The organism is Nocardia sp. NPDC102475, from assembly GCF_055584605.1.
The window spans coordinates 105,534-131,416 of record NZ_JBVJLS010000004.1 but is presented as its reverse complement, the minus strand read 5'-3'; the positions used below and the strand labels follow the sequence as shown (position 1 = coordinate 131,416).

The following is a 25,883-nucleotide window of genomic DNA, read 5'->3' as shown; positions in this document are numbered from 1 at the left end:
AACGTGAGATTCCCAGGTCAGGCTCACTGTGACTCCGGGGTGCGCGACAGGCCGCTGGCACGCAGGACGCGGCGGTCGATGGCGGCGCGGATCGAGTCGTCGGTACCGATGATGCGCACGTGGCGACGGGCCCGAGTGATGGCCGTGTACAGCAGTTCCCTGGTGAGCAGGGTGGATTCGGGTTCGGGCAGGACGACCGAGACGGTGTCGTACTGGCTGCCCTGGCTGCGGTGGATGGTCATAGCGAAGACGGTGACCACGGCCGGAAATTGGGTCGGATGCACCAGATGGGGTTCGCTGCCGCGCTGCAGGGCCGCACGCAATGAACCGTCGGGCATCCGCACGATCACGCCGGTATCGCCGTTGTAGATGCGCGCCTCGTGGTCGTTGGCGGTGACCAGCAGGGGTTGGCCCGGGTACCACGGCGCCTGATGCGAGTCCGGCCCCGCGCCACCGGCAGCGGCCCATTCACCGGCCATCCGGTCCCAGCGTTCGACGCCGAAGGGACCTTGGCGGTGTGCGCAGAGGAGGCGGTGGGATTCGAGGGCGGTCAGCGCGGCCGCCGCATCGCCGTCGAGGGCGGCTGCGGCGACCTCGCGGGCGGCGCGCACCACATCGGCGCGGACGGATGCGGTGTCCTCAGGGGTACAGAGCGAGAGTTCGTCACCGCCGGCCCGCAGCAGTGCGAGTGCGGTCTCGGCATCACCCGCGCGGACCGCGACGGCGAGTTCGGCGATCTTGCCGCCGAAGCGGCGGCCACGGGTCAGCCGGACGATGCCGCCGCGCAGCCGCGTCCGCTCGAGATCGGTCAGCGCCTCCGGATTATCATCGGCCACAATGGATTCCGCACCGAGCACCTGTTCGAGAACCGGATTCGGTTCGCCGACAACAGGTCCGGCCACGAGATCGGCGAGTACCGCACCCGCGTCGACCGAGGCGAGCTGATCGGGATCGCCGACGAGCACCAGGCGGGTATCCGGGCGCAGCGCGGCCAGCAGGCTGCTCATCATGGTCAGCGACACCATGGAGGTTTCGTCGACGACGATGACGTCATAGGGCAATCGGTTGAATTCGTGATACCGGAACCGGGTCGCCCGGCCGCGCTGCCAACCGAGCAGACGGTGCAGGGTTGCGGCGGTCAGCTCCGGCAGCGCGAGCGATTCAGCCTGTTCGCGCACGGCTTCCTGCAGTCGCGCGGCCGCTTTGCCGGTGGGCGCGGCCATGGCGATGCGTAGTGTGGGCAACTTCGGATGCGCCTGCTGATGCGCGTCGAGCAGGGCCAGGATGCGGGCGATGGTGTGGGTCTTGCCGGTACCCGGCCCGCCCGCCACCACCGTGGTCCAGTGCGTCGCGGCGAGTGCGGCGGCGATCCGCTGGCGGTCCGGGGCCGCACCGACCGAGGCGTCGAAGAGCCGGTCGAGTTCGCGGCGCACGATGGCCGGATCCACCTTCGGATGGTCTCCGGAGCGCTCGGTGAGGACGCGGCGGATCGTCTGTTCCTGCTGGTAATAGCGGTCCAGATAGAGCAATGGCCCCGTGACCAGCCGCAACGGCTGTAACGGACCAGCCGGTCCCCCACACACCAATGGACTGACCCGCAGTGCGGCGACAACCGCATCGATATCCGGCCACGGCAACGTCGCCGGATCGATACCCGCACCCGCATCCCAGGTTTCGTCGGCATCGACGCCGATTTCGCGCATCCGGTGCAGTTCCAGACAGACCGAACCCGAACGCACCGCCCGCACCGCGAGCGCAGCCGCGAACAGCACCTCTTCCGAGGTTTCCCGGCCCATCCGGCCCAATCGAAGAGCGACGTGCACGTCGGCGGCGGAGAGCACACCGGCTTCGTTGAACGTGCGCAGCAGCCCGGTTCCTCGCTGCGCCAACTGGATCGACGTCATCGGGCAGCATCCCCCGCCAGTAGATCGGACAGGGCGACGATCAGCGCGGCCGGTGGATTCCAGTCGAAAACACCACAGCCCGACGGAGTTTCGGGACCGATCATGCCGCGGACGAAAAGGTAGCGGGCACCACCGAGATGGCGCGTCGGATCGTAACCGGGCAGCCGCCACCGCAGATAGCGGTGCAGGGCGACCGCGTAGAGGAGGGCCTGCAGCGGGTAGTGCGAGCGCAGCATTTCGGCGGCCATGCGGTCGTGGGTGTAGTGGTCGACGGTGAGATCGCCGGTGCCGAGGCGGTTGGTTTTGTAGTCGACGATGACGAATCGTGGTTCCGCGCCCGGGTTTTCGGTAATGCGCAGCACCGCGTCGATACTGCCGGTGAGGTAGCCGCGCAGCGGGGTGTCGTCCAGGGACGCGAGGTGCTCGGCATAGCTGGACAAAGAATCGTCGGCCAGGAGATGGGTCCGCAGCAGATCGGCGATCCGGCGCAGCGTGACCGTATGCGCACCCGGAAGGTCACCGCCGGCGAGCGGGAGCTCGAAATCGAGTTCGTTGAGCCGGTCGCGGGTGGAAATGTCAGCGAGACAACCGAATCCGAGCGGGGTGCGCAGCACGGACAGCAGGGCGTTGCCGAGTACCACCGGATCGGCCTCGGCCATCAGCTCTTCGGTGGCCGCATGGCAGCGAGTGTGCACCTCGGTGGCCAGATCCGGTGCGTCGGTATCGATTCGCTCGAGCACGCCGTGCACCAGGGTGCCGAATTCGGCGCCGTAGGGCAGCGAGTTCATCAGGGACGGGGCCGCATCGGCGATCGCGGGTTCGGTTTCGGCGAGCAGGGGCGTACCGGGTTCGTCGGACGGGCCGCGGTCGTCCTCGGGTTCGGCCTCGGGAATGGCGGCATCGTGCGCACCTGCCGTCAGTGCCGAATAGGAAGTGCGACGCCACTGCAGGTCCATGCTGCGGGCGAAGTGCGCCGCGGCGATGGCTCCGGTCGGGAGTTCGCTGCGCACGCGGCGGATCTCGACCGTATCGGTGTGCTCGACACCTTCTACTGAAATGGCCTCCGGGGCACCGGCGGCCCAGGCCGAAAGCATCGACACCGCAACGGCATCCGCGGGCACCGCCGCCTTACTCGGCACGAGATCCCCACCGTCCGGGCGGCCGAGGACCATCCGATGCAGCGGCGCGTTGGCCGTGGTGATCGCGGGTGCCCACCAGGCGACGATCTGACACATCGCGCGGGTGAGTGCGACGTACAGCAGGCGCAGTTCCTCACCCGCCTCCTCGGATTCACTGCGCAGCTTGCGCTCGCCGTAACCGGACGCGTCCTGGCCGCCGACATCGAGTACACGGGCGCCGTCGTCGGTGTGGATGAGCAGGGTCTGCGGGTACGGGTTCTTCGCGTTGTCCCACGCGAAAGGCAGGTAGACGATGGGGAATTCGAGTCCCTTGCTGGCATGCACGGTGGCAATCTGCACGGCCGCGGCATCGCGATCGAGGCGACGGCTGCGGTCGGCGACCGATCCGGAGGCGGGATCGCGCACGCGGTCGGCGAGCCAGCGGGTCAGCGCGGTGAGACCGAGACCTTCGCTCAGCGCGACCTGATCCAGCAGCTGCGCGATATGCCGCAGATCGGTCAGTTCGCGTTCGCCGTTCTCGACCGAGAGCAGTCGCTGAGCCAGATTCGCTTCGGCGGAGATCTTTTCGAAGACCGCGGCAAAACCCGCGCGCGCGAACAGCCGGGCCGCCTCCCGCAGTTGCGCGGAGATACGGCCGACAAGATCCGCACCGCCGCTGTCGATTTCGACCGCGGTCACGCCGAGTAGTGGTGTGCAGGCGGCGAGGCGGACACGGTCCGAGCGATGGGGCTGTTCGAGCGCGCGCAACAGCCAGAGCCAGTCCGTCGCACTGCTGGTGGCGAAGACGCTGGTGCCACCCGCGAGTACGGAGGCAACCCCGACCCGATCCAAAGCGGTTCGCACCACGTCGATTTGAGATCGAGTCCGCACCAGTACCGCGATATCGCCGGGCCCGATCGGACGCGGTCCGGTCTTCGCCTCGAACAGCGCACCGGACTCGAGCAGTCGCACGATGTCCGCCGCGAGATCATCGGCGACCTTCGCCCGCATGCGCCCGACCGCCGGAAATCCCGATTTGTTCAACGGGCCCGCACCGGTGCGCGGCAGACACCGCATCCGCAGCGGCGTCGTAAGTTCGTCGGGTCCGGACAGTCGCGACCAGCCGCGGGTCGCGGTGACCGGGTAAACCGTGATCTCCCTGTGCCCCAATGCCGCACCACCCTGCAGATGATCCAGTGCGGCGAGCAGTCCCGCATCGCTGCGCCAGTTGTCGGTGAGCTCCTTGCGCGTATCGGCGTGTGCGACGGCATCGAGATAGCTGAGCACCTCGGCGCCGCGGAACGCATAGATGGCCTGCTTCGGATCGCCGACGAGCACCAGGGTCGAATGCCCGTGGAATGCCAGCCGCAAAATGTCCCACTGCAGCGGATCGGTGTCCTGGAATTCGTCGACCAGGGCGACCCGATACCGGTCACGGATGCGGCGACAGGCCCGCGGACCATGCTCCGGATCGGCGAGCACATCGTGCAGCAGCACCAGCAGATCGTCGAAATCGCGCAGTCCGGCGAGGCGTTTGCGGCGCTCGGTCTCCGCGCGCACGGCGGCGGCGAAGGCGACCCGCTCCCCCGCTGGTCCCTCCCCCTTCGGTACCAATACGGCGTGGCGATCCTGGACCGCCGCCAGCGCCAGCGTATGCGCCTCCTTCAGCGAAAACGGCGGCTCCGCACGGGCATATCGGTTCAGGTACAGGTCATCGGCGACCGTGCCGATCAGATCATCGATCGTCTCGACCAAGCGCGACCCGGGATCATGTTCGCCCGCCAACCCGAGCTCATCGAGCATTCGCTGGCAGAAACTGTGCGTCGTCGCGATGGTCCCGGCATCGAAATCCGAAAGCGCGTTGAGCAATCGACGCCGCCGCAGCAGTATCTCGGCCGAATCCGCCTGCGCCAGTAGCCGAATCAGCTCATCGGCATGGGCCCGAGCCATCTCGGGATCGGCCAGTGCCGCCGCCACCGCGACGAACCGGTCACGCGTCCGTTCCCGCAGTTCCTGTGTGGCGGCACGACTGAACGTCACCAGCAACAGCTGCGAAATATCGATCCCGATCTCGGCGACATACCGCACCGCCAACCCGACGATCGCATGCGTCTTTCCGGTACCGGCGCTCGCCTCGAGCACGGTGGTTCCGGTCGGCAGCGGCCCGTTGGGATCGAATCGGTCGGCGTCCAGCGAGGGCGTGGCGAATGCGGTGTCCTCGATGGTCATCCCCGCCGCCCCTTTCCGTGCCTGGCAAATCCGGTGCTCGCCTCCACCGTCCACCCGACGCGCGCCCGTATCCGGGAGGCGCGCCGAATGAGGTGCTGGCTCGTTCGACGAGTAGGCCGGCTCATGGCTGGCCCTGATTCTCGGCGGCCAACAGCGGTGCCCACATGCGACGAGCCAGTGACCCGAAGCGGGTGGTTTCCCCGGGCTCGCCCGCGGGCGCGGGTGCAGCCATGAGGTGTTCCAGGCGAGGGGCAGGCCCCCAGATGTAGCGCAGGTGACGGTCGGTGTGGTCACCGAACGGCCCGGGACCGTTGGGCCCGCCATTGAATTCGCGTTCGGCGGCGCTCACCGCTTCGTCGGCGTTCGAGCCGCGGAAGCGACGTTCGGCGTAAACCGCGCTAGCGGAGGGGGCGATCGGGAGCGGTTCGGTCAAACCGGCATCACGTAGCCGCACCAGTTCACGCAGGATCGGCAGCGCGGCAGGTGGTTCCGGTGCCATGATTTCGGAACGCCATGCGGGACGGCCGAATTGGCCGCGACCAGTGGTGACCGCCCGCCACGAACGGTCCTCCGTGACAGCCAATGCCAGCAACGAAACCCAAGCGGCAATGCGGTGTTTCGGGGCGAGTCGAGAGAATGTGGTGCGGACCAAGGATTCACCGCGCACCTCGGGCACCGTGCCGGTGAGCCGACGGCCGTTGCCGAGATCCACCGCGATATCGACCGCGCGCGGCGCGCCCTCGTAGTCCGGCAGCGCCGCCCGCACCAGCTTGTCCACCGTCGATTCGACCTCGTCGAGCACCGCACCACCGAAACCGAACGGCGGCAATGTCCCGCGCCGCCACTCCGCCGCGCGCAGTGTCGATGGATCCGCACCGGTGAGCCGCGCGGACAGCAGTCGTTCGCCCAGCTCCCATTTCGCGAGACCGTCGAGTTCGATGGGCAACCGGTCGGCAATGTCGTCTTCGTGTTCGGGAACGCGCAGCCCGAGGCGCTGCCACAGGAATGCCCGCACCGGGTGCTCGACGAACGAAATCAAGTCGGCCAGTGCGACATCCGCGGGTTCGAGTGCGGGCAGCGGTTCGGGCAGGAATACGGGACGCGGCTGTGCGGGTTGTCCGGCGGCCTGCGCGCCGGCGAGGGCGACGGTATCGAAGCTGAACGGGCGCTCGGCCGCGAAATTGCGACGGTCGAAGCCCTGCAGCGGATGTCGGGTCACCACCGCGTCCATACCTGCCGCGCCGACGTGCGCGCGCAATGCATCGAGCAGTTCGGCGACCGGGATGGCGGGCGGGCGATGTGCACCGGTCACCGGGTCGGCGCCGGTGTGGAAGATCAGCAGTTGCTCGGTGGCCGCGAGCACCGCATCCAGCAGCAGCTGGCGATCCTCGCTGCGCGCATCCCGTTCGCCCAGCAGTGGATTGCGTGCGAGCACATCGTCGCCGTCCACGCCGCTGGTGCGCGGGAAGATCTCGTCGTCGAGACCGAGCAACACCACCACCCGATGCGGCACCGAACGCATCGGCACCATCGTGCACACCGTCAGTTCGCCGGTCCGGAAATTCGCCCTGGTCGGTCGCGCCGCGAGCCGACTCGACAGCAGCACACCGACATCCGCCAACCGCAACGGCACATCACTCGCATGCTCGGTGGCGGCGGCCAGCTCACGGCGGGCCTCGGTGCGCACCCACGCCTGACTGTCGGGCACATCGGTGAGCAGTTCGAGGCAGCGCCCGAGCACCGCCGCCCACTCGTGCGCCGGACGGGGTCCGCGCAGGTCGCGCAGGCAGACCGCGAGCCGGTCGATGAATTCCGCGAACCGGCCGGCCAGGTCCACATCATTGCTGTCCACATCGTCGAGCGGCAGCGCGAGATCCAGCCAGTCCTCGGAAGATTCGTCCGCGGTGACACCGAGCAGGATGCGGTCGACCGCGCTATTGAGCGTGTTCTGCGCGAAGTCGGCCAGCCCGAATGCCTGCCGCTGGCGCTGCCCGATACCCCACCGCGCGCCGGATTCGGCCGCCCACTCGCGCAACCGCTCGATATCGTCGTCGTCGAAACCGCAACGGCGACGGACGGTTTCGGACGCCGCCAGATCCAGCACCTGCGTCACCGTCACCCGCCCGTCGGCGAGCTCGAGCAATACCGCGATCACCGCGAGCATCGGATTGGTCACCCCGCGCCCCCGATCGGCGAGCCGCACCCGCAGCAGATGCGCGGGATGCGCCGAATCCCCCACCGACTCGACCGATCCCACCATCTTCTGCCCGAACGCCGCCCGCACCAGCGGTGCGTACGCTTCCACCTCGGGACACATGATCAGCACATCACGCGGTTCCAGCGTGTGATCGGCCGCGAACAAGCCGAGCAGGCATTCGCGCAACACCTCGACCTGTCGCGCCGGTCCATGACACGAATGCACCTGCACGGAGCGGTCAGGAAAGCTCGCGGGTTCGGGCGGCCACACATCGTCGCGAATCCCGGATTGCAGGGCGGTCAACAGTGTCGGGCCCGAAACTTCCTGACGGCCATCCTGATTCGACCCGACAGCCGCATGGTGCCGATCCACGGCACCGACCAGCCGCTGCTGGAGCTCGCGCACATCCCTGCCGAGCCCCGCGAGCAACGGATGCCGCACCACCGTCGCACTGACATCATCGGCCCGCGCGACCGCCGCGGGCAGTCCACTCAACTGCGTCCACATCGCCGGGCTCGGATGCGCGAGCCACAGGTGCACATCCCGCCGCTCCCCCAGCGCGGATAACACCGCCAGCTGATCGCTCGGCAGCCGCGTCACCCCGAACAGCGACAAACGCCCAGGCAGATCCACCAGATCCGGCGCGTCCCGCAACCGCGCACAGGCCGCGTCCAACCGCTCGGCCGGACTCGGCGCCCCGACCTCGGCCCGCAACCGCCGCCACAATTCCGGTTGCCACCGCAGATCATCCGGGACCGCACGGCCGGCACCGTCGGTATCCGAACCCGCCGCCCACTCCTTGATGAGCCCCGGCCGCTGCGCCGCATAACTGTCGAACAGCGCCGCCACATGCGCGGCGGTCGCATACCGCCGACCGACCCGATGTCCGGCGGGTTCCCCGACCCCGAGATGTCGCGCGAGCACCGCACTCCACGGTTCGCCCAGCGACGCATCGATCACCCGCAGCAATGTCCACACGACCTGCTCCGACGCCCACGGATCCGCCTCTGCCCGCACGCCACTCGCCGCCGCCGATATTTCGGCGACCAACGCACCGGGAGACGGGAATTCGATATTCGCGGCAACACCGTCGCAGCGACCGGACACGCCGAGCACCGTCGACAGACGCTGCGTCAACCACCGCTCGACACCCTTCGCGGGCACCGCGACCACCTCGGCCGCGAAGGCATCCGGCAACGGTTCCGCAAGCAGCGCGGCCAATGCCTCCGCCAACGCATCGGCGCGCTCGGCACGATGTATGTGCAGCGGCATCTGCGCCCTCTCGTCGGTTGGTCCGGTATGTCCGCACTGCGCGTCAAGTCGCCTATCCGCACGGCTCGACGCTTCCGCACGTTTATACGCCCAGCGACCAGCACGCAACCTCCCGGCCCCATTCCCGCGGGAGTGAAATAAGCCACACGCGAACGATTTACTTCGTCGTGTCATGTCGGATCGTGGGCGTCGATGTGCAACAGTGCTCAACCGGGGAGGAACGGGATAGCTGCACGAAAGGCTGGTTCGCGTTCATGATGGCGATGGTGATTCCCCTGATGCCGAGAGGCGGATTCACGGTCCGCCGGGTCGGTGACAGATGGGAGCTGGTCAACTCGCGCTCCTATGGTCGCACCGTCGTCCTACACTCCTGGCCGCGCGATCAGCATGCCGAGGCCTTCGCCCACTGCTACCGCCTCAACGGTCGCACCGTCGAGGAATTGCACGCCGCATTCCACTAGGGCGAAAGACGCTGCGGTACAACCACGCAACGCCGCCTACCACAGCGTCGCGCAGAGCTCAAGACGTGCGTCCGGCCCGCCGATGTGCGATCGTGTTGCCTCGTGCGTCACGCCTCCGTCTCTGTCCTCGCCGCTGCGGCGATCCTGGTCCCCACTACCACCGCGCTGATTCCGTCGGCTTACGCGGCGCCTCCAGCCCATACGCAGGGCTGCATCGCCGGTTTCGATTGCGATATGAGCAGCCGAATCGCCGCTGTCGACGCGTATTTGAAGAGTCGACCCGGCGTGACCGGCTACGTGGTCCGTGACCGAGTCAGCGGCGGCGTGTACGCGAACGAGAATGCGGAGAACTCGGTCTGGACCGCCTCCACCATCAAACTGGCGATCGCCGCCGATCTGCTCAACCGAGCGCGGGCGGGCGTGATCGGTCTCGGTCCCGACGACCGCGGCCTGATGGAATCGATGCTCGCCACCTCCAATGACCAGGCCGCCGACATCCTCTGGAACAAGTACGCCGGCCTCGATCGGATGGCCTATAACAATGCCTTCCGCGCCAGCGGCATGGTGAACCTGGTTCCGCAGCCGACGAATACCGCGATGTTCCCGGACTGGTCGTTCCAGAAATGCACCCCCGCCGACCTGGATCGGCTGATGGATTCGATCTTCAGCAATATGCACCCGGACGACCGGAACTACCTGTTCGACCGTATGCGCGCGGTCGACAGCAACCAGCACTGGGGTGTGTGGGGCGCGGGCGCCGCAATGCGGCCCGGCCTCAAGAACGGCTGGTCCGAGGAGCAGGGCGGCTGGGTGGTGAACTCGGTCGGCTTCGCGGGCCCCGGCGAGCGCTACACCCTGGCCATCATGAGCTCGCTCGGCAGCGACGGCGGCTACACCGAAGGCGCCGCGACCGACACCAAGGTCGCCGAACTCCTGTTCAGCGGACGCTGAGGGGACGCAAAGACACGGGTGCACCATCCCGGGGGAACGGAATCGTCGTGAATCCCCACGGCATTCGGTAATCCCCCGGGAGTTCCCATTCGTAATCGCGCACCAGCGCGGCAATGATCGTCTTCACCTCGAAGGTCCCGAAGTGCATCCCGATGCATTTGTGCGCACCCGCGCCGAAGGGCACCCAGGCGAGTCGATGCGATTTGTCCTCGCGCCGCGCTTCGCCGAAGCGTTCCGGATCGAACACTTCCGGCCGGGTCCACAGCTCCGGCAGGAAGTGATTGACCGTATACGCGCAATCGATCGGCGTGCCCGCCGGAATATAATGCCCGAGAATTTCGGTGTCGCGCACCGCCCGTCGCGGCAGTCCTGGCACCGGCGGCATCAAGCGCAAACTCTCCTTGATCACCAGATCCAGTTCGCGCATCCGGTCCAGAGCGGCGATTGTCGGTGCCGCGCCGCCGTTTTCAGCGTCCATTGCGCGCACCTCGGCGCGCACCCGCCGCTGCCATTCGGGATGTTTGCCGAGGTAGTAGGCCACGGCGGTGGCGGTGGTCGTCGTGGTGTCGTGCGCGGCCATGATCAGGAAGATCATGTGGTTGACCACATCCGCGTCGCTGAATTCGGCGCCGTCCTCGGTGCGCGCATGACACAGTCCGGAGAAGAAATCCGCCGACTCGGTCCGGCGCTTGCTCGGCAGCATGTCGGTGAAATACTGCTCGAGCACCTTGCGGCCGCGCAGCCCGGCACGCCAATTGCCGCCGGGCACCGGATGTCGAATAACCGATAGTCCGGCATGGGTACAGTCGATGAACGCATCTATGAGCTTGCGGCGCTGCATACCGACATCGACGGCCATGAACGTCTCGCCCGCGATCTCCAGCGTCAATTCCTTGATCGTCGGATAGAGCCGGACGGTGCCGCCGGTCCGCGGCGCCCACCGATCGATTGCGGCCCGCGCCACCGGCGTCAACGCCGCGAGATGCGCCTCCAGCCGCTCCCTGGTGAACGCCTGCTGCATGATCCGGCGATGGAACATGTGCTCGTCGAATTCCAGGAGCAGCAGTCCGCGCCGGAAGAACGGACCGATGAAGTAGTCCCAGCCCTGGCCGAAATCGCGACGCCGCTTACCGAGCACCTCATCGATCGCCTCCGGACCGCAGACCAGCACGCGATCCAAGCCCAGCGACGAATTCAGCGATACCGGACCGTAGCGGCGATACCGCTGCATCATTTCCGCCGGACCCCAGCGCAGGTAGTGCAGACCCCGGCCGAAATACGGAAGTCCGGCATCTCCTGTCACCGCGATCGCGGTGCTGCCGCGCGGCGGTGAGGCCAGCACATGGGGACGCTCGGGAACCCGGCGTAGCAGTCGATCGATCAGGTGGTCGTCCGGGACGTCGATGAGCGACGCATTCTCGGATTCGTGCCGCACGCTGGGCTTTCCATTCCCGCTGCGGATGTCGGCGACACGGCCACCAGCGACCATGACAAACCTCCCTGAACGACAGGATCTATCGTATTCTCTTTTTCACATTCGTTCGCTCGAAAAGAATCGGCACATCAACAACCGGGATCTCGCCGCGACGGCCAGCAGAGCGCCGACTACCGTAAGTCGGGTCAACACCGTTCGAGGGGCCGCACCCCAGGTTTGAGGAGCACCGACGATGAGCACTCAGTCTGTCCAGGAGAACCATCGCCCCCGGGTGGTGGTGATCGGCTCCGGATTCGGCGGCTTGTTCGGTACCAAGCACCTCAAACATGCCGACGTCGACGTCACTCTGATCTCCAAGACCTCGACCCACCTGTTCCAGCCGCTGCTCTACCAGGTGGCCACCGGCATCCTGTCGGTCGGTGAGATCGCCCCCGCGACCCGGCTGGTGCTGCGCAAGCAGAAGAACGCCCAGGTGCTGCTCGGCGATGTCATCGATATCGACCTCGAGCACAAGACGGTTACCTCGCAGCTGCTCAACCAGAACACCGTCACCCCCTTCGACAGTCTGATCGTGGCGACCGGAGCGCAGCAGTCCTACTTCGGGAACGACCAGTTCGCCACCTACGCCCCCGGCATGAAAACCATCGACGACGCGCTGGAGCTACGCGCGCGCATCCTCGGCTCATTCGAAGGCGCCGAACTGGCCACCACCCAGGAAGTGCGGGACCGACTGCTCACCTTCGTGGTGATCGGCGCCGGACCCACCGGTGTCGAATTGGCCGGTCAGATCGCCGAACTGGCCGATCGCACCCTGGAGGGCACCTTCCACAACATCGATCCGCGCGATGCCAGGGTGATCCTGGTCGAGGGCGCGGGCGCGGTGCTGGGCCCGATGGGTCCGAAGCTGGGCGGTAAGGCCAAGCGGCGGCTGGAGAAGATGGGGGTGGAGATCCAGCTCAACGCCATGGTCACCAATGTCGACGCGCACGGTGTCACCGTGAAGGATGCCGACGGCACGGTGCGCCGGATCGAATCCTCGTGCAAGGTGTGGTCGGCCGGTGTGCAGGCCAGCCCGCTGGGCAAGATGCTCGCCGAACGCTCCGACGGCACCGAGACCGACCGCGCCGGACGCGTGATCGTCGAACCCGATCTGACCATCAAGGGCCACCCGAATGTGTTCGTCGTCGGCGACCTGATGTCGGTGCCGAATGTGCCCGGTCAGGCACAGGGGGCGATCCAGGGCGCGACCTATGCGGCCAAGCAGATCAAGGCCGGACTGAAAGGCGAAGCGCCGCAGGACCGCAAGCCGTTCAAGTACTTCAACAAGGGCAGTATGGCGACGGTGTCGCGGTTCAGCGCCGTCTGCCAGGTCGGCAAGCTGGAGTTCGGCGGATTCATCGCCTGGCTGGCCTGGCTCGCGCTGCACCTGTACTACCTGGTCGGCTACCGCAGCCGGATCATCACCGTCATCCAGTGGTTCGTGACCTTCCTCGGCCGCACCCGCGGGCAGATGGCGGCCACCGAGCAGTGGGTCTTCGCCCGGCTCGCGGTGGAGGCGGTGCAGGCCGATCAGCAGGAGGCCGACGAACTCGCGGCCGCGCTGGGGGCTCCGCCCGCGGAGAACGGGAAGGCCGCGCGCACCGAGAAGGCGGCCGACCGCAAAGTGGGCTAGCCGTCAGCTAATGGTTAGCAATATCGCCGCCTCACCCAATTTTGCACCCATCCGAGACTCCCTCGAATCCGAATGTGGGATGACATTTCTCCGGATGAAAGGCGATGTATGGGGACAGGCAAGCACAGAGCTCCTAACCCGCAGCGGCAGAAGATGGGGACGATGGTCGCGGCAGGTGCAGTACCGCTCGTTCTGGCGCTGGTGGGCACCGGCACCGCGAATGCCGATCCCGCACAGTCGAATACAGCCACTCAGGAGCAGAAGCCGCAGTGGCCCGCGGCCGACGCCCCGAACGCGATGCCGTACGAGGGTCTGCAAATCCCGGACGACACCAAGAGCTCGCTGCAGTGGTCGCGTCCCGCGCCGGATAAGAAGTACCTCGCGCCCGTCGGTGTGCTGCACGCGCCCGGCCCCGTAGCTCCGGTGCCGCCGATCGCGCCGCCGCCCGGCAAGTTCCGCTTCGGTGACGTCACCATCGACGCACCGGATTGGATCAACCAGGAGCAGGCGATCCAGATCAACGACAACTCCGCAATGGCCGAGGCCAATCTGGCGACATTCCTCGATTCGATCGGCATGGAGCGCAGCCGCTCGGACCGGATCGCCGGACAGACCATCGGCACCGCCGCGATGGGTGCGGTGGCGGGGGCCGGGGCGGCGGTCCCGGTCGCGGCGACCTCCGCGCTGGTCGGCGGTGCGCTGGGACTGGTCTTCGGACTCGCGTTCGTGCCGGTGGGCGTGGTCGCGGGTCCGATGCTCGGAGCGGGCTTCGGCGCGGCCGTGATCACTGCCCCCGCGGCTGTGATCGGGGCGGCGGCCGGTGCGGCTGTCGGCGCGGTCAATGCGTTCAACGCGCCCTCGCGGGTCGTCGGCGACTGATCGAGCGCCGAACCAGGGTGGGAACCTGACGACGTTGTCGGGTTCCCACCTCTTTTCATTCCCCCGCCCGGCGCATCGCTACACCGTCTCGGTCCGGGCAAAAGCCCGCTGTGATGGATGACACATTGTGGGGCGAATCGGGAGCTATCGCTTACTGACGAGTAGCGGTCCCGTTCGGGTGGACAGGGTGCCGCCCAAAGCGAGCGGGAGACAGGCCGCGACCAGACCGTCGGTTTCCACGGGGCGGTCGTCCGGATAGACGAGTTCGCTGTCCAATGCCCTCGGTGCTGCGAGATTGTCATCGGTGGCACTACCCGCACCCAGTTCGAGTCGATGCCGCAACAGCGGTAGGGCGCCGATATCGGCGATCAGGTCACCGCGCCAACCGCCGCCGTCTTCGCCCGTGCGCCCGATCTGAACGCGTTCGCGCAACCGTAGCCGGGCGTCGGAGGTCAATCGCACCTCGGTCACCGCGTGGTGGTGCGCACCGCCCGCCACGATCGTCGGCTCCGGATCGAAATCCAGCTCGCCCGCGACGTCGAAATGCCAGTGCGCCAACGACAATGGCGTGCGCGTGCTCGGTAGCGCGATGGTGGCCGCGACCGAGCGCACCACCAGACGTGCGCCCGCGCCGACCACGATCTCGATATCGAGTTCATCGCCGCCGAGCGGAGTGGCCGCGGTGCCGATCAGGTGAACGGTGTCCGGACCGGTGCGCCGGGCCGCCAGCCCGCCGCTCGCGTGGATCTCGGGCAGCGTGCCGACGGCCGCGATAATGCGAACCTCAGTGCGCAACAGCGGATTCGGTGACGGATTTCTCCTGTTCGGCGATGGTTCGCAGCTGCTCGCGCACCCAGGCGAGCACCGCGGTGGCGGCCGGATCCTCGGTCAGCGAGATCATCGCCGTGCGGCGACCCTCGCGTACCTTCGCGGCATCGCGTGCCATGACGTCGAGGTCGGCACCGACCAGCGGGGCCAGATCGGTTTTGTTGATCACCAGCAGATCCGAGAACGTCACGCCGGGACCGCCCTTGCGCGGCACCTTGTCGCCGCCCGCGACATCGATGACGAAGATCTGCACATCGATCAGGCCGGAGGAGAACGTGGCGGTGAGATTGTCGCCGCCGGATTCGACCAGGATCAGATCCAGGGGCGGGTTGGCCGCGATCAAATCGTCGATGGCATCGAGGTTCGCGGTGATGTCGTCGCGAATGGCGGTATGCGGGCAGCCACCGGTCTGCACGGCGGTGATCCGCTCATCCGGCAGCACCGCGTGCCTGCGCAGGAAGTCGGCGTCCTCGGTGGTGTAGATGTCGTTGGTCAGCACCGCGAGCGACAGTTCGTCACGCAACTGTCGGCACAGGGCGGCCACCAGGGCGGTCTTGCCCGAACCGACCGGGCCGCCGATACCGATGCGCAGCGCCTCGCCGGGCGTGCGCTCGCGCTTGGGCCGGTCGTGCGAGTGATCGTGCGGTTCGCCGTCGATCAGGTGGGGTGGCATATCGTGCTCCTTTCCGCCTTCATCTTTACCGATTGCGCGCCTAGGACGCGAACAGGGGCATATCGCGTACGAGGTGTCGCTGTGCGAGTGCGTCCTGTAGCGGATCCGAGAGCGCGGCTAGTTCGGTCGCGGCGGCGGCGGCGGTCCGATCGCAGAGTTCGCCGAGCCGGATCGTGCAGGCGGCGACAGCCGCGGGATCCAGCGCCAGCAACCGCTGTGCCGCAGTCGCCGCGCCGGTCATGGTCGTGTAGACGACGACCGCGGCGGCCTGCTCCGGAGTCGCACCGCAGATCTGCCCGACCACACCGAAGGCCGTCGACAGATGCGGCCGCATACCGAGAATCGTCCAATCCGCCCCCGGCCAAACCTGTTTCGCCAACCGCACCAAACCACGTCCCTGAGCCCGCGACGCCGCCCGTGCAGCCGGAGCCGGTGTCCGCGCATCGGCCTCCGCTTCCGCCCGCTCGGCGGTCATCTTCCCCGCACACACCGCCGCCGCCAACGAGGCAGCCACCAGTCCGGACGTCCGGACCCGCCGCCGCAAATACAGCTCGACCGTCGCGACATCGCGCACCACGCCGGACGCCACCGCCTCCTCCACACCGCCGGAATGCACATGTCCCCCGATCGGCAGCCGCGAGTCCGCCAACGCGAACAACGTCGCCAACCCCGTGGTCCCCGCATCCGATCCGTGCACCCGTCGATCCTATGCGTGACACGGCCGGGCTCCCTCACCCCGACCGGGCCACACATGATCTTCGGACCGGAGCGGGCTCGGGATGTCTCCTGCCACCGCTGGGGGTCTGGAAACATCGACGCGATGGGGTTCGATGAGAACATCATGCGCGTCGTCTCGGTCCGGCGCGCCGACGCGGTGACGCAGGTGATCCAGAGCATCGGCAATGCCGGAATGCGCATCGAGGTACTCGAGATCGTCGCGCTGGCCGGGGTATTGGCCGTGGTCGCGACGCGGAGCTGGCGGGTCGGTGGTATCGCGGCGGCGAGTCTGTTGCTGGGCGATTTCATCGCGCATTGGCTGAAGCAGGTGGTCAGGCGGCCGCGGCCGGGTGGAGAACTGACCTTGTGGCCCGAAATCCACAGCTGGGCAATGCCTTCCACGCATGCTGCGGCTACGTCGGCACTGGCGATGGGCATCTTCCTGGCGGTGCAGTGGCGCTCGCCCCGCATGCGCCGCGCGGCGGGCACCGCGCTCGTTGTGGTGGTGGTGTTCGTCGGCGGGTGCATGGTGTATCTCGGTGCGCACTGGCCGACCGATGTGCTGGCCGGTTGGCTGCTCGGCGCGGGCGTCGGCGCTGCCGTCGCGTGGACGGTCGACAAGTTGCGCCCGAACCGCGATATCGCCAACCACTTACCATCCGACACGCCCGGAGTGCGATGAGTTTCGGGGGTCGGCGCGGTCTATCTTCCTGAGGCCGTATCGGTCTCGCGGTTACGAGGAGGGCCGATGTCGGATAAGGAACCAACTGGACAGCGACGATTGGCGGAGCATCCAACCGTCAAGCGGATGACCGAAATGGCGCGCACGACACCGGATCCGGTGCTGAATGCGGCGCGGCTGCGCGAGCTCTGCCTCGCGGCCGGAGCCGACGATGTGGGCTTCGTACCGGTCGACGATCCGAGGGTGGCGGTCGAACTCGAGCATGCGCGCGAAATCCTGCCCTCCGCACGCACTTTCGTGACCTTCTGTGTCCGGATGAACCGGGACAACCTGCGCAGCACCATGCGCAGCCTGGCCAATACCGAATTCAACCACGCCGACGACGAGACCAACGAGGTGTCGCGCCGCATTACCAGGGCCCTGCAGGATGCCGGGTACCGCGCGGTCTACCCCGCGCCCGGATATCCGATGGAGGTCGACAAGTTCCCGGGTCGGATCTGGGTGATCGCGCACAAGGTGGTGGCCGAGGCGGCCGGATTGGGCGTCATGGGTATCCACCGCAACGTGATTCACCCGAAGTTCGGCAATTTCATCCTGCTGGGCACGGTGGTCACCGATGCGGTGATCGACGAGCCGAGCGCCGCATTGGATTTCAATCCGTGTCTGGAATGCAAGCTGTGCGTATCGGCCTGTCCGGTCGGCGCGATCACCAATGACGGCGGCTTCGATTTCCAGGCCTGCTATACCCACAACTATCGAGAGTTCATGGGCGGCTTCACCGATTGGGCCGAAACCATCGCCGACAGCGATAGCGCCGCCGACTACCGCGAACGCGTCACCACCGGCGAATCGTTCTCGATGTGGCAGAGCCTGTCATTCAAACCCAACTACAAGGCCGGATACTGCATGGCCGTCTGCCCGGCCGGCGAGGATGTGATCGGCGCCTACCTCGACGATCGCAAAACCCACCTCGACGATGTCGTGCGTCCGCTGCAGAACAAGGCCGAACCCGTCTACGTCCTGCCGGGATCGGCAGCGGAGGAGCACGTCACGCGCCGATTCCCGACCAAGACGCCGAAGGCTGTGACCAATGGTTTCCCAGACGAGGTCAATGTCCTGCTCGATCAGATCGGCCCGCGGCCGCGCCGGACACGTGGCGTGTAACGATCAGCGAGGAACGCGTGTTCCATGAAACGCTGCGCCCGTCCTCGGGTCAGATCGGACCACGCCTGGACCCCCGGCGACCACCAAGGCGCGATCTTGCGTGGCTTGGCGGCGACGGCGTGACAGACCAGATCGGAGGCTTCGTCGACGGTTAGCCCGGGAACGCGACTGAAGTCGGTCGGCGCGCTCATCCTGGTGTGCACGAGCGGCATGTAGATAGCGGTTGTCGTCACCTTGTCGGCGGCGATTTCCGCTGCGGCACTGCGCAACCAGATATCGAAGGCGGATTTGGAAGCACCGTAGGCGGCCCACCGCGGGGCGGGCGGCATGAGCACGCCCCAGGTGGAGATATTGACGATATGGCCCTGTTTGCGTTCGCGCATACTCGGCAGCAAGGTGAGCAGCAGCCGGACCGGACCGAGATAGTTCACATCGATGGTGCGCGTGAAATCGTGGAAGCGGTCGTAGGATTCGTCGATCGAACGGCGAATCGACTTGCCCGCGTTATTGATCAGCACATCGATATGACTGTGCTGGGCGAGTATGTCGCGCCCGAGTTTTTCGACGGCGTCCATATCGGTCATATCCGTCGGGTACACGTGCGCGGTACCGCCCTCGGCGGTGATCTCGGCTGCCACCTGCTCCAGAGCGTCGACAGAGCGCGCAACCAACAGCACGATCCCACCGGCCGCGGCCAGTTTGCGCGCGCTCGCCTTACCGATACCGTGCGACGCGCCGGTTACCAGCACGGTCCGGCCCGCGACCTCCGCGCGCAGGGATTTCTCGCGCGGCCGGGAGGTCGGGTACAGCAGCCAGGACGCCACTCGCTCGGCGAGCGGGCGGCCGTTGCTCGATTCGGGAGTGTCGTTCACCTCTCGACTGTATGCGCCGACCTGCCCTGTTCGCGATCATTTGCCGAGGTGCGCAGGAGCTCGGGCAGATCCTGTCGGGGCAGGTAGGCCGCGATCCGCAACCCGTCTTCGGCACGGCGCACCAGGAAGTCGCTGTAGACGTCGAGGGACCGTTCGCCGAGCGACAGCGCCCACCGCGCCGAGGTCAGCCAGCAGTGTCCGCCCAGTTCGAAGGTGGTTTGCTCGACCAGACGAGTGCGCGGCGTCGACCCCGCACCGAACTGGTCGGCCCGCGCTCGGGCGGCGGCCACGAACTCCTCCCGGCTCACACAGCGACTCGATGTCGGGGTGGTCACCAGGATCACCGGCTCGAAAAGGCTTGGCAGTGCGGCGAAATCCGATGCCGCGACGATTTCGTCGTAGCTGCGGATGAAACCCTCGATCGAGGTGATGTCATGCGAAATCATGACATCTGATTATATCGCGAATCGCGGCCGAATCCGGGGAGGCGCGCCGTCAGCGCCGGGGTGCGAATGCGGCGACCGCCGCCATCACCACCAACAGCAGCGCACCGACCGAGGTCGCGACATGCATTCCGGAGACAAAGGATTCGCGTGCGGAATCGATCAGCGCGGAATTGCCGCCCGCATGCTGGATCGTCTCACCGAGGGTGTCCGCATAGTCGCCACCGGACCGGAAGACCAGTGCCGCAACCGAACCCAGCAATGCGAGGCCGAGCGCGTTGCCCAATTCGAAACTGGTCTCGGAGATCCCGACCGCGGATCCGGCCCGCTCCGCCGGCACCGAGGACACCGCCACTTCCGACACCAGGGTGAAGGCCAAGCCGTAACCGATGCCCGCAATCGTGGATCCCACAAGGTACCAGGCGATTCCGCCGTCCACGCCGACACCGATCAGCATCAGATTGCCGATAGCCGAGGCCAGCAGCGCCAGCACGAAGGTGGGACGCACCCCGAGCTTGTGTCCGACCCGCGCACCACCCATCGAGCACACGAATACCGCGATCGCCATCGGAATCCCGAGCAGCGCGGCCGCGAGCGGGTCACGGCCGGTCACCGATTGCAGGTAGACGCTGGTCAGATAGCTCATCGCGGCCAGCGACATCATGCCGACCAGGCTGGAGCCGATGGCGACCGAGAACTGCGCCCGCCGGAACAGTCGCATATCCAGCAGCGGTTCGGCCAGCTGCCGCTGGCGCCGCACGAAGATCGCGAGCAGCACCGCACCGATGAGTCCGATCACGAGCGGTTCGACATCGAACCCTTCCGCGGCGATCTGCTTCACCGCGTACACCACCGGCAAAATGCCGCCGATCGACAGCAGCACACTCGGAATATCCAGCGGACCGACCACCCCGGCGCGATGTTCCGGCAGCACGAACGGACCGAAGGCGAGCAGGATCAGCAGTACCGGAATATTGATGAGGAATACCGAGCCCCACCAGAAGTGGTGCAGCAGCAGGCCACCGAGGATCGGGCCGACCGCCGATCCGCCCGCGAAGAATGCGGTCCACACACCGATTGCGGCGGCACGCTCACGGGCGTTCGGGAACAGACTGGAGATCAGCGCCAGACTCGACGGCAGCAGCGTCGCGCCGCCCATCCCCATCAGCGCCCGCGCGATGATCAACACCGCTGCGCTCGGCGCGAAGGCCGCCATGATCGAGGCGATACCGAAGATCGACGCACCGACCAGCAGAATATTGCGCCGCCCGATCCGGTCGCCGAGATTGCCCATGGTGATCAGCAGGCCCGCGATGAGGAAGCCGTAGATATCGAGAATCCACAGCTGCTGCGCGGCCGAGGGGTCGAGATCGAGGGTGAGCGTCGGCATGGCCAGGAACAGCACCGAAATGTCCATCGACACCAGCAGCACCGGCAACAGCAGTACCGCGAGACCGAGCCGAGCACGCCGCGAACCGCTCGGCGCCGCCTGCGCGACCTCCACCTGTGTCATGTCGATTTCCTCTCCCGTGTCGCGTACGGCGTACGCATCAATCCGGGTACAGTGTACGCATGCGGTCCCAAAACCGGAAGCGAGTCATGGGATGACCGAGCCGAAGCTCACCCAGGCGGCCATTGTCGACACCGCGATCACCCTTGCCGACGAGGCGGGGCTCGACGGATTGTCCATGCGACATATCGCCGAGCAACTGGGTGTCGGAGCCATGTCGCTGTACCGGCACGTCGCGAACAAGGACGAACTGCTCGCGCTGATGACCGACGAGATCTCGGCCCGCAACCCGTATCCGTCGCCGGAGGGCAAGAACTGGACCTGGCGCGACCGGGTCCGCATTGCCGCCGAAATCGATTGGGCGCTCTACCAGAAGCATCCGTGGGTGCTGCTCACCTTCGCGATGCCTCGCTACAGCTTCGGCCCGCAGGGACTGGCCTGTTTCGCCTGGCTGGTCGAGGGGCTGCGCGAGCTCGATGTCTCGACACGGGAGGCGTCCACCATGGCCTTCGCGGTGTGGAACTACATCTCCGGGGCCACGCTGCCACATATCAGCGGTGCGCTGGTCGCGCGCAAGGGCATGAATCCGGAGGGCTCGAACGGACTGCGGGCGTTGCTGGAAGGAACATCACAACTGCCGATCCCGCCCGCACTCGCCGATCTGAACGGCAGTGGCGTCAGCGACCTGACCTCGGAGGATCTGCTGCATATCGGATTGTCCGCGCTCTGCGACGGATTCGAGGCACGATGCTCGAGGTCTGCCACCACTTGACCTGAACGGCACTTCAGGTTGCAGGGTGGGCTGGTTCGCCGACGAATTGGAGCCACCGTGCACGCCATCCGCCTTCACACCTTCGGACCAGCCGAAAATCTGCGCTACGAAACGGTTCCCGATCCGATGCCCGGATCGGGTCAAGTGCTCATCCGGGTCGCGGCGGCGGGCGTGCATTTCATTGATACGGCCTTGCGTCGTGGTGCGGCCGGTCCCTATCCGCCGCCCACGTTGCCGACGATCCCGGGGCGCGAAGTCGCCGGGACCGTGGACCAGATCGGACCCGACGTCGATGCGTCCTGGCTCGGTAAGCGGGTCGTCGCGCATCTCGGCCAGGAGCCCGGTGGCTACGCCGAGTTGGCCGTGACGGAAACGGCTCGGCTGCACGAGATTCCGGCCGAACTCGATCCGGCGGAGGCGGTCGCGATCGTCGGCACCGGGCGAACGACCATGGGGATTCTGTTGTTCACCGAACTCGGCCCCGACAGTGTTGTGGTGATCACCGCCGCCGCGGGCGGCATCGGGACCCTGCTTGTTCAGCATGCGAAGAATGTCGGCGCGACGGTCGTCGGGCTGGCCGGTGGACCCGCGAAAGTCGAGCTGGTGCAACGCAATGGCGCGGATATCGCGATCGACTACCTTCGTCCCGACTGGCCCGAGCAGGTGCGCATCCAACTCGGCGACCGCAGGGCCACTGTGCTGTTCGACGGTGTCGGCGGCGAAATAAGCCGCACCGCAATCGATCTGCTCGGCAAGGGCGGTCAGCATCTGATCTACGGCGCGGCCGACAGTGCTCCGCTATCGCTTTCGGAGCAGGAGTTGGCCACGCGCGGCATCACCTCCGAGATGGTCGTGGGACCCCGCATGCTCCAGCGCGTCGGCGGCGATCTGCGCCCGCTGGAGGATAAGGCAATGGCCGAGGCCGCAGCCGGGCGGCTGCGGCCCGCGGTCCAGCGTTTCGCGCTTGCCGATGCGGCAGACGCGCACCGCGCGCTGGAGTCGCGCGGCACCGTCGGCAAGGTGGTGCTTCAGGCGTAGGAGCGGTAGCCCGGATCGTTCTCCTCACGGAACCCCTCGACCGTTGCGCGCATCGCTCGGTCGAGGTTGTCCGTCGCTCGAAGTCCATGACGCACCCCGCCGCTGTTCGGTTCCACCCGATCACGCCCATCCGCCGCCCCCACGCCCGGATCACCGGCGAAATCGCGCACCGGAGATCCGAGCTGCCGTGTTCAGTCGAGGACCTCACCGTTGACCACGGCGTAGGCGAAACCGTCCCAGCCCTTGCTGCCGACGGTTTGCACAATGGTGGCGTCGAGGCTTGGCTCGGCGGCGAGCAGGTCCACCAGATCACGACTGGCCTGGACCGCCGGATCGTCCGAATGGTCGTCGGCGACAGCGCCATTGCGCACGACGTTGTCGACGATGATCACCGAGCCGGGCCGGGTCAGGCGCAGCGCCCAGAGCACATAGTTCGAATTGTTGACCTTGTCGGCGTCGATGAACACCAGATCGAACGGCTCCGGATCCTCCTCCGCCAGCACGGGCAGACTGTCCAGCGCCGCACCCACTCGGATCTCGACCCGGTCCCCGACCTCGGCCCGATCCAGATTCTCCCGCGCCACCCGTGCGTGCCGCGGCTCGAATTCCAGGGTGACGACCTGGCCGTCCTTACCCACTGCCCGCGCCAACCAGATCGTGCTGTAACCGCCGAGCGTGCCGATCTCGAGCACCCTCCGCGCCCCGATCGACCGCGCTATCAAATGCAGGAACTTCCCTTGCGCCGGCGATACGTCGATGGCGGGCAATCCGGCTGCCGCATTCGCGGCCAATGCCGTCGCGGTCGAATCCTCGCCTCCCACCAGAGAGTCCACGATGTAGCTGTCCACGTCGGCCCACTCGAACGTCGTCATGCCATGAAGTCTGCCACCGGCTGCCCGGATACCGCCGAAACTGAAGCCGACACCCGCAAAACTGGTCGCCGTCGATCTCGGCCTGAAACTGGACGACCGAACCTGCAGCTCCGATGTCGAGTCATCGCCCGGCAAACAGCCCTTCCCCGCACCAGTAATCAGAACAGGAAGTAGCGCTGGGCCATGGGCAATTCGGTGGCGGGCTGCTCGGTCCAGACCTCGCCATCGATGCGCACGGTGAAGGTGTCCGGATCTACTTCGATCCGTGGCATGGCGTCGTTGTTCGGCATATCGGCCTTGGTGACACGACGAACGTTCTTGACGGAAGCCAGTTTTCGGCGCAGGCCCAAGCGGTCGGCGAGGCCGTCCTCGATGGCGTGTTCGGAGACGAAATGCAACGAGGTCGCGGCGGCGGCCAGTGGTGCGGCGCCGAACATGGGGCGCGGCAACACCGGCTGCGGAGTGGGGATGGAGGCGTTGGCATCGCCCATGGCGGCCCAGGCGATCGCACCGCCTTTGAGGACGGCATGCGGGCGGACACCGAAGAACGCCGGATCCCACAGCACGAGGTCGGCGAGCTTGCCCACCTCCACCGAACCGATTTCGTGGTCGAGTCCGTGGGCAATGGCCGGGCAGATGGTGTATTTCGCGATGTAGCGCCGCACGCGGGCGTTATCGGCGGCGCCGTCGCCGGCCAGCGCACCGCGGCGGCGCTTCATGACGTGCGCGGTCTGCCAGGTGCGCATGACGACCTCGCCGATGCGGCCCATGGCCTGGGAGTCGCTGCCGATCATGGAAATCGCGCCGAGATCGTGCAGCAGATCCTCCGCGGCGATGGTGGAGGGCCGAATTCGACTCTCCGCGAAGGCCAGATCCTCCGGGATGGACGCGCTGAGGTGATGGCACACCATGAGCATGTCCAGGTGCTCGTCCAAGGTATTGACGGTATGCGGGCGGGTCGGGTTGGTCGAACTGGGCAGCACATTGAGATGTGCAGCGACGGTGATGATGTCGGGTGCGTGCCCGCCGCCCGCGCCCTCGGTGTGGTAGGCGTGGATGCCGCGACCCGCGATGGCGGCGAGCGTGTCCTCGACGAATCCGGCTTCGTTCAAGGTGTCCGAGTGCAGCGCCACTTGCACACCCGCCGCATCGGCGACGGTGAGGCAGGCATCGATGGCGGCCGGAGTGGAACCCCAGTCCTCGTGCAGCTTGAAACCCGCCGCGCCACCACGCAATTGCTCCCACATGGATTCGGCGCTGACGGTATTGCCCTTGCCCAGCAACACGATATTCATCGGCCAGGCGTCGGTGGCCTCCAACATCCGGGCCAGATGCCAGGATCCGGGCGTCACGGTGGTCGCCTTGCTGCCCTCGGCCGGACCGGTGCCGCCGCCGATCAATGTGGTGATGCCGCCGCCGAGTGCCTCGTCCATCAGCTGCGGGCAAATGAAGTGCACATGACAGTCGATGGCGCCCGCGGTGAGGATACGGCCGTTGCCCGCGATGATCTCGGTATTCGGGCCGACCACCAGATCCGGATGCACTCCGTTCATGGTGTCCGGATTGCCCGCCTTGCCGATGGCACTGATGCGGCCGTCACGAATTCCCACGTCGGCCTTGATGATTCCCCAGTGGTCGATGATGACCACGCCGGTGATCACGGTGTCGGGGGTGCCGTCGGCGCGGGTGGCGCGGGCTTGGCCCATGGATTCGCGCAGCACCTTGCCGCCGCCGAAGACGGCCTCATCGCCCGCGAGTCCCGGTCCGCCGCTGCGGTCTTCGGTGATCTCGATCAGCAGATCGGTATCCGCCAGGCGAATTCGGTCGCCGGTGGTCGGGCCGAACAGTTCGGCGTAGCGCGCACGGCTCAGATCACTCATGACGCACCGTCCAAACGTCCGGGGGGATTCAGGCTGATGCCGTGCACTTCGCGCGCCCCGCCGAGCGGAATCAGCGAAACCCGTTGGCCGAGACCGGGTTCGAAGCGGACCGCGGTACCGGCGGGAATATCGAGCCGACGTCCGTGCGCGGCCTCTCGATCGAAACGCAGCACGGCATTGGCCTGCGGGAAATGCACATGGCTGCCGACCTGGACCGGTCGGTCACCGGTATTCACGACATCGAGCTCGATGCGGTCGGCGCCCGCGTTCAGCTCGATAGTGCCCTCGGCGCAGAGGTATTCACCCGGAATCAT

Annotated in this window: 22 protein-coding genes; 8 read left to right on the top strand and 14 right to left on the bottom strand. The window is 66.8% G+C overall.

Annotated elements, in window-relative coordinates:
- Window positions 1-23 precede the first annotated feature (23 nt).
- From recD to recC, 3 genes are all read right to left on the bottom strand, one after another.
- Window positions 24-1,904 (bottom strand): exodeoxyribonuclease V subunit alpha, encoded by a 1,881-nt coding sequence (gene recD / locus ACZ60G_RS08800; protein WP_465808595.1) that lies wholly within the window; start codon window positions 1,902-1,904, stop codon window positions 24-26.
- Entirely contained in the window at window positions 1,901-5,251 is a 3,351-nt protein-coding gene (locus tag ACZ60G_RS08795) for a UvrD-helicase domain-containing protein (RefSeq protein WP_465808593.1), read from the bottom strand. The genes recD and ACZ60G_RS08795 overlap by 4 nt, the downstream gene beginning before the upstream one ends.
- A 121-nt stretch (window positions 5,252-5,372) precedes the next feature.
- Window positions 5,373-8,720 carry an exodeoxyribonuclease V subunit gamma gene (gene recC / locus ACZ60G_RS08790; RefSeq protein WP_465808591.1) on the bottom strand — a complete coding sequence of 1,116 codons (3,348 nt, stop codon included), beginning with the start codon at window positions 8,718-8,720 and terminating at the stop codon, window positions 5,373-5,375.
- Between the two features lie 263 nt (window positions 8,721-8,983).
- Here recC and ACZ60G_RS08785 point away from each other — a divergent pair, with 263 nt between their 5' ends.
- Together ACZ60G_RS08785 and ACZ60G_RS08780 are read left to right on the top strand one after the other, a co-directional pair.
- Entirely contained in the window at window positions 8,984-9,181 is a 198-nt protein-coding gene (locus tag ACZ60G_RS08785; RefSeq protein ID WP_387292870.1) for a hypothetical protein, read from the top strand.
- Window positions 9,182-9,415: 234 nt separating this feature from the next.
- Entirely contained in the window at window positions 9,416-10,132 is a 717-nt protein-coding gene (locus ACZ60G_RS08780; RefSeq protein WP_465808590.1) for a serine hydrolase, read from the top strand.
- Here ACZ60G_RS08780 and ACZ60G_RS08775 read toward each other — a convergent pair.
- A complete protein-coding gene (locus ACZ60G_RS08775; protein WP_465808588.1) occupies window positions 10,119-11,621 on the bottom strand; it encodes a cytochrome P450 in 1,503 nt (500 codons plus the stop codon). The genes ACZ60G_RS08780 and ACZ60G_RS08775 overlap by 14 nt on opposite strands.
- 178 nt (window positions 11,622-11,799) lie before the next feature.
- On the opposite strand from ACZ60G_RS08775, the gene ACZ60G_RS08770 reads away from it, so the two are divergent.
- Entirely contained in the window at window positions 11,800-13,239 is a 1,440-nt protein-coding gene (locus tag ACZ60G_RS08770) for an NAD(P)/FAD-dependent oxidoreductase (RefSeq protein WP_465808586.1), read from the top strand.
- 162 nt (window positions 13,240-13,401) lie between these two features.
- Window positions 13,402-14,118 (top strand): hypothetical protein, encoded by a 717-nt coding sequence (locus ACZ60G_RS08765; RefSeq protein WP_465808585.1) that lies wholly within the window; start codon window positions 13,402-13,404, stop codon window positions 14,116-14,118.
- 144 nt (window positions 14,119-14,262) lie between these two features.
- On the opposite strand, the gene ACZ60G_RS08760 is transcribed toward ACZ60G_RS08765, so the two are convergent.
- The 3 genes from ACZ60G_RS08760 to ACZ60G_RS08750 are packed head-to-tail and all read right to left on the bottom strand — an operon-like array spanning window position 14,263 to window position 16,316.
- Window positions 14,263-14,913 (bottom strand): urease accessory protein UreD, encoded by a 651-nt coding sequence (locus tag ACZ60G_RS08760; protein ID WP_465808583.1) that lies wholly within the window; start codon window positions 14,911-14,913, stop codon window positions 14,263-14,265.
- A complete protein-coding gene (gene ureG / locus ACZ60G_RS08755; RefSeq protein WP_465808581.1) occupies window positions 14,903-15,619 on the bottom strand; it encodes an urease accessory protein UreG in 717 nt (238 codons plus the stop codon). Before ureG ends, ACZ60G_RS08760 begins: the two co-directional genes overlap by 11 nt.
- 40 nt (window positions 15,620-15,659) lie before the next feature.
- Complete coding sequence (locus ACZ60G_RS08750; protein WP_465808579.1) at window positions 15,660-16,316, bottom strand: urease accessory protein UreF; 657 nt, start codon at window positions 16,314-16,316, stop codon at window positions 15,660-15,662.
- Between the two features lie 123 nt (window positions 16,317-16,439).
- Here ACZ60G_RS08750 and ACZ60G_RS08745 point away from each other — a divergent pair, with 123 nt between their 5' ends.
- Together ACZ60G_RS08745 and ACZ60G_RS08740 are read left to right on the top strand one after the other, a co-directional pair.
- Window positions 16,440-17,018 carry a phosphatase PAP2 family protein gene (locus ACZ60G_RS08745; RefSeq protein WP_465808578.1) on the top strand — a complete coding sequence of 193 codons (579 nt, stop codon included), beginning with the start codon at window positions 16,440-16,442 and terminating at the stop codon, window positions 17,016-17,018.
- A gap of 66 nt (window positions 17,019-17,084) precedes the next feature.
- The gene (locus ACZ60G_RS08740) at window positions 17,085-18,182 is read left to right on the top strand and encodes a 4Fe-4S binding protein (protein WP_465808577.1); all 1,098 of its coding nucleotides are present in this window, start codon (window positions 17,085-17,087) and stop codon (window positions 18,180-18,182) included.
- Here ACZ60G_RS08740 and ACZ60G_RS08735 read toward each other — a convergent pair.
- Genes ACZ60G_RS08735 through ACZ60G_RS08725 form a run of 3 tightly spaced genes read right to left on the bottom strand, consistent with a single transcriptional unit; the run spans window position 18,143 to window position 21,010 of the window.
- The gene (locus tag ACZ60G_RS08735) at window positions 18,143-19,054 is read right to left on the bottom strand and encodes an SDR family NAD(P)-dependent oxidoreductase (protein WP_465808576.1); all 912 of its coding nucleotides are present in this window, start codon (window positions 19,052-19,054) and stop codon (window positions 18,143-18,145) included. The two genes, ACZ60G_RS08740 and ACZ60G_RS08735, sit on opposite strands and share 40 nt — an antisense overlap.
- Entirely contained in the window at window positions 19,051-19,500 is a 450-nt protein-coding gene (locus ACZ60G_RS08730; RefSeq protein WP_387292848.1) for a Cif family virulence factor, read from the bottom strand. The genes ACZ60G_RS08735 and ACZ60G_RS08730 overlap by 4 nt, the downstream gene beginning before the upstream one ends.
- Before the next feature lie 49 nt (window positions 19,501-19,549).
- The gene (locus ACZ60G_RS08725) at window positions 19,550-21,010 is read right to left on the bottom strand and encodes an MFS transporter (protein WP_465808568.1); all 1,461 of its coding nucleotides are present in this window, start codon (window positions 21,008-21,010) and stop codon (window positions 19,550-19,552) included.
- Between the two features lie 91 nt (window positions 21,011-21,101).
- Between ACZ60G_RS08725 and ACZ60G_RS08720 the strand changes: the two genes are divergently transcribed.
- Together ACZ60G_RS08720 and ACZ60G_RS08715 are read left to right on the top strand one after the other, a co-directional pair.
- Window positions 21,102-21,779 (top strand): TetR/AcrR family transcriptional regulator, encoded by a 678-nt coding sequence (locus ACZ60G_RS08720; RefSeq protein ID WP_465808566.1) that lies wholly within the window; start codon window positions 21,102-21,104, stop codon window positions 21,777-21,779.
- A gap of 57 nt (window positions 21,780-21,836) precedes the next feature.
- On the top strand, window positions 21,837-22,817 hold the full coding sequence (locus tag ACZ60G_RS08715) for a zinc-binding dehydrogenase (RefSeq protein ID WP_465808564.1): 981 nt from the start codon (window positions 21,837-21,839) through the stop codon (window positions 22,815-22,817).
- Here the strand turns inward: ACZ60G_RS08715 and ACZ60G_RS08710 are convergent.
- From ACZ60G_RS08710 to ACZ60G_RS08695, 4 genes are all read right to left on the bottom strand, one after another.
- The gene (locus ACZ60G_RS08710) at window positions 22,808-22,987 is read right to left on the bottom strand and encodes a hypothetical protein (protein WP_465808562.1); all 180 of its coding nucleotides are present in this window, start codon (window positions 22,985-22,987) and stop codon (window positions 22,808-22,810) included. The genes ACZ60G_RS08715 and ACZ60G_RS08710 overlap by 10 nt on opposite strands.
- Before the next feature lie 21 nt (window positions 22,988-23,008).
- The gene (locus tag ACZ60G_RS08705; protein ID WP_465808560.1) at window positions 23,009-23,689 is read right to left on the bottom strand and encodes an O-methyltransferase; all 681 of its coding nucleotides are present in this window, start codon (window positions 23,687-23,689) and stop codon (window positions 23,009-23,011) included.
- A 158-nt stretch (window positions 23,690-23,847) separates the two neighbouring features.
- Window positions 23,848-25,569, bottom strand: coding sequence for an urease subunit alpha (locus ACZ60G_RS08700; protein ID WP_465808558.1), 1,722 nt, complete (start codon window positions 25,567-25,569; stop codon window positions 23,848-23,850).
- On the bottom strand, window positions 25,566-25,883 hold the full coding sequence (locus ACZ60G_RS08695) for an urease subunit beta (RefSeq protein WP_397047343.1): 318 nt from the start codon (window positions 25,881-25,883) through the stop codon (window positions 25,566-25,568). Before ACZ60G_RS08695 ends, ACZ60G_RS08700 begins: the two co-directional genes overlap by 4 nt.

Bases quoted from the DNA above. Each gene is read 5' to 3' on its own strand.
- recD (WP_465808595.1), bottom strand. From the start codon at position 1,904: ATGACGTCGATCCAGTTGGCGCAGCGAGGAACCGGGCTGCTGCGCACG.
- ACZ60G_RS08795 (WP_465808593.1), bottom strand. From the start codon at position 5,251: ATGACCATCGAGGACACCGCATTCGCCACGCCCTCGCTGGACGCCGAC.
- recC (WP_465808591.1), bottom strand. From the start codon at position 8,720: ATGCCGCTGCACATACATCGTGCCGAGCGCGCCGATGCGTTGGCGGAG.
- ACZ60G_RS08785 (WP_387292870.1), top strand. From the start codon at position 8,984: ATGGTGATTCCCCTGATGCCGAGAGGCGGATTCACGGTCCGCCGGGTC.
- ACZ60G_RS08780 (WP_465808590.1), top strand. From the start codon at position 9,416: ATGAGCAGCCGAATCGCCGCTGTCGACGCGTATTTGAAGAGTCGACCC.
- ACZ60G_RS08775 (WP_465808588.1), bottom strand. From the start codon at position 11,621: ATGGTCGCTGGTGGCCGTGTCGCCGACATCCGCAGCGGGAATGGAAAG.
- ACZ60G_RS08770 (WP_465808586.1), top strand. From the start codon at position 11,800: ATGAGCACTCAGTCTGTCCAGGAGAACCATCGCCCCCGGGTGGTGGTG.
- ACZ60G_RS08765 (WP_465808585.1), top strand. From the start codon at position 13,402: ATGGTCGCGGCAGGTGCAGTACCGCTCGTTCTGGCGCTGGTGGGCACC.
- ureG (WP_465808581.1), bottom strand. From the start codon at position 15,619: ATGCCACCCCACCTGATCGACGGCGAACCGCACGATCACTCGCACGAC.
- ACZ60G_RS08745 (WP_465808578.1), top strand. From the start codon at position 16,440: ATGGGGTTCGATGAGAACATCATGCGCGTCGTCTCGGTCCGGCGCGCC.
- ACZ60G_RS08740 (WP_465808577.1), top strand. From the start codon at position 17,085: ATGTCGGATAAGGAACCAACTGGACAGCGACGATTGGCGGAGCATCCA.
- ACZ60G_RS08730 (WP_387292848.1), bottom strand. From the start codon at position 19,500: ATGATTTCGCATGACATCACCTCGATCGAGGGTTTCATCCGCAGCTAC.
- ACZ60G_RS08725 (WP_465808568.1), bottom strand. From the start codon at position 21,010: ATGACACAGGTGGAGGTCGCGCAGGCGGCGCCGAGCGGTTCGCGGCGT.
- ACZ60G_RS08720 (WP_465808566.1), top strand. From the start codon at position 21,102: ATGACCGAGCCGAAGCTCACCCAGGCGGCCATTGTCGACACCGCGATC.
- ACZ60G_RS08705 (WP_465808560.1), bottom strand. From the start codon at position 23,689: ATGACGACGTTCGAGTGGGCCGACGTGGACAGCTACATCGTGGACTCT.
- ACZ60G_RS08700 (WP_465808558.1), bottom strand. From the start codon at position 25,569: ATGAGTGATCTGAGCCGTGCGCGCTACGCCGAACTGTTCGGCCCGACC.
- ACZ60G_RS08695 (WP_397047343.1), bottom strand. From the start codon at position 25,883: ATGATTCCGGGTGAATACCTCTGCGCCGAGGGCACTATCGAGCTGAAC.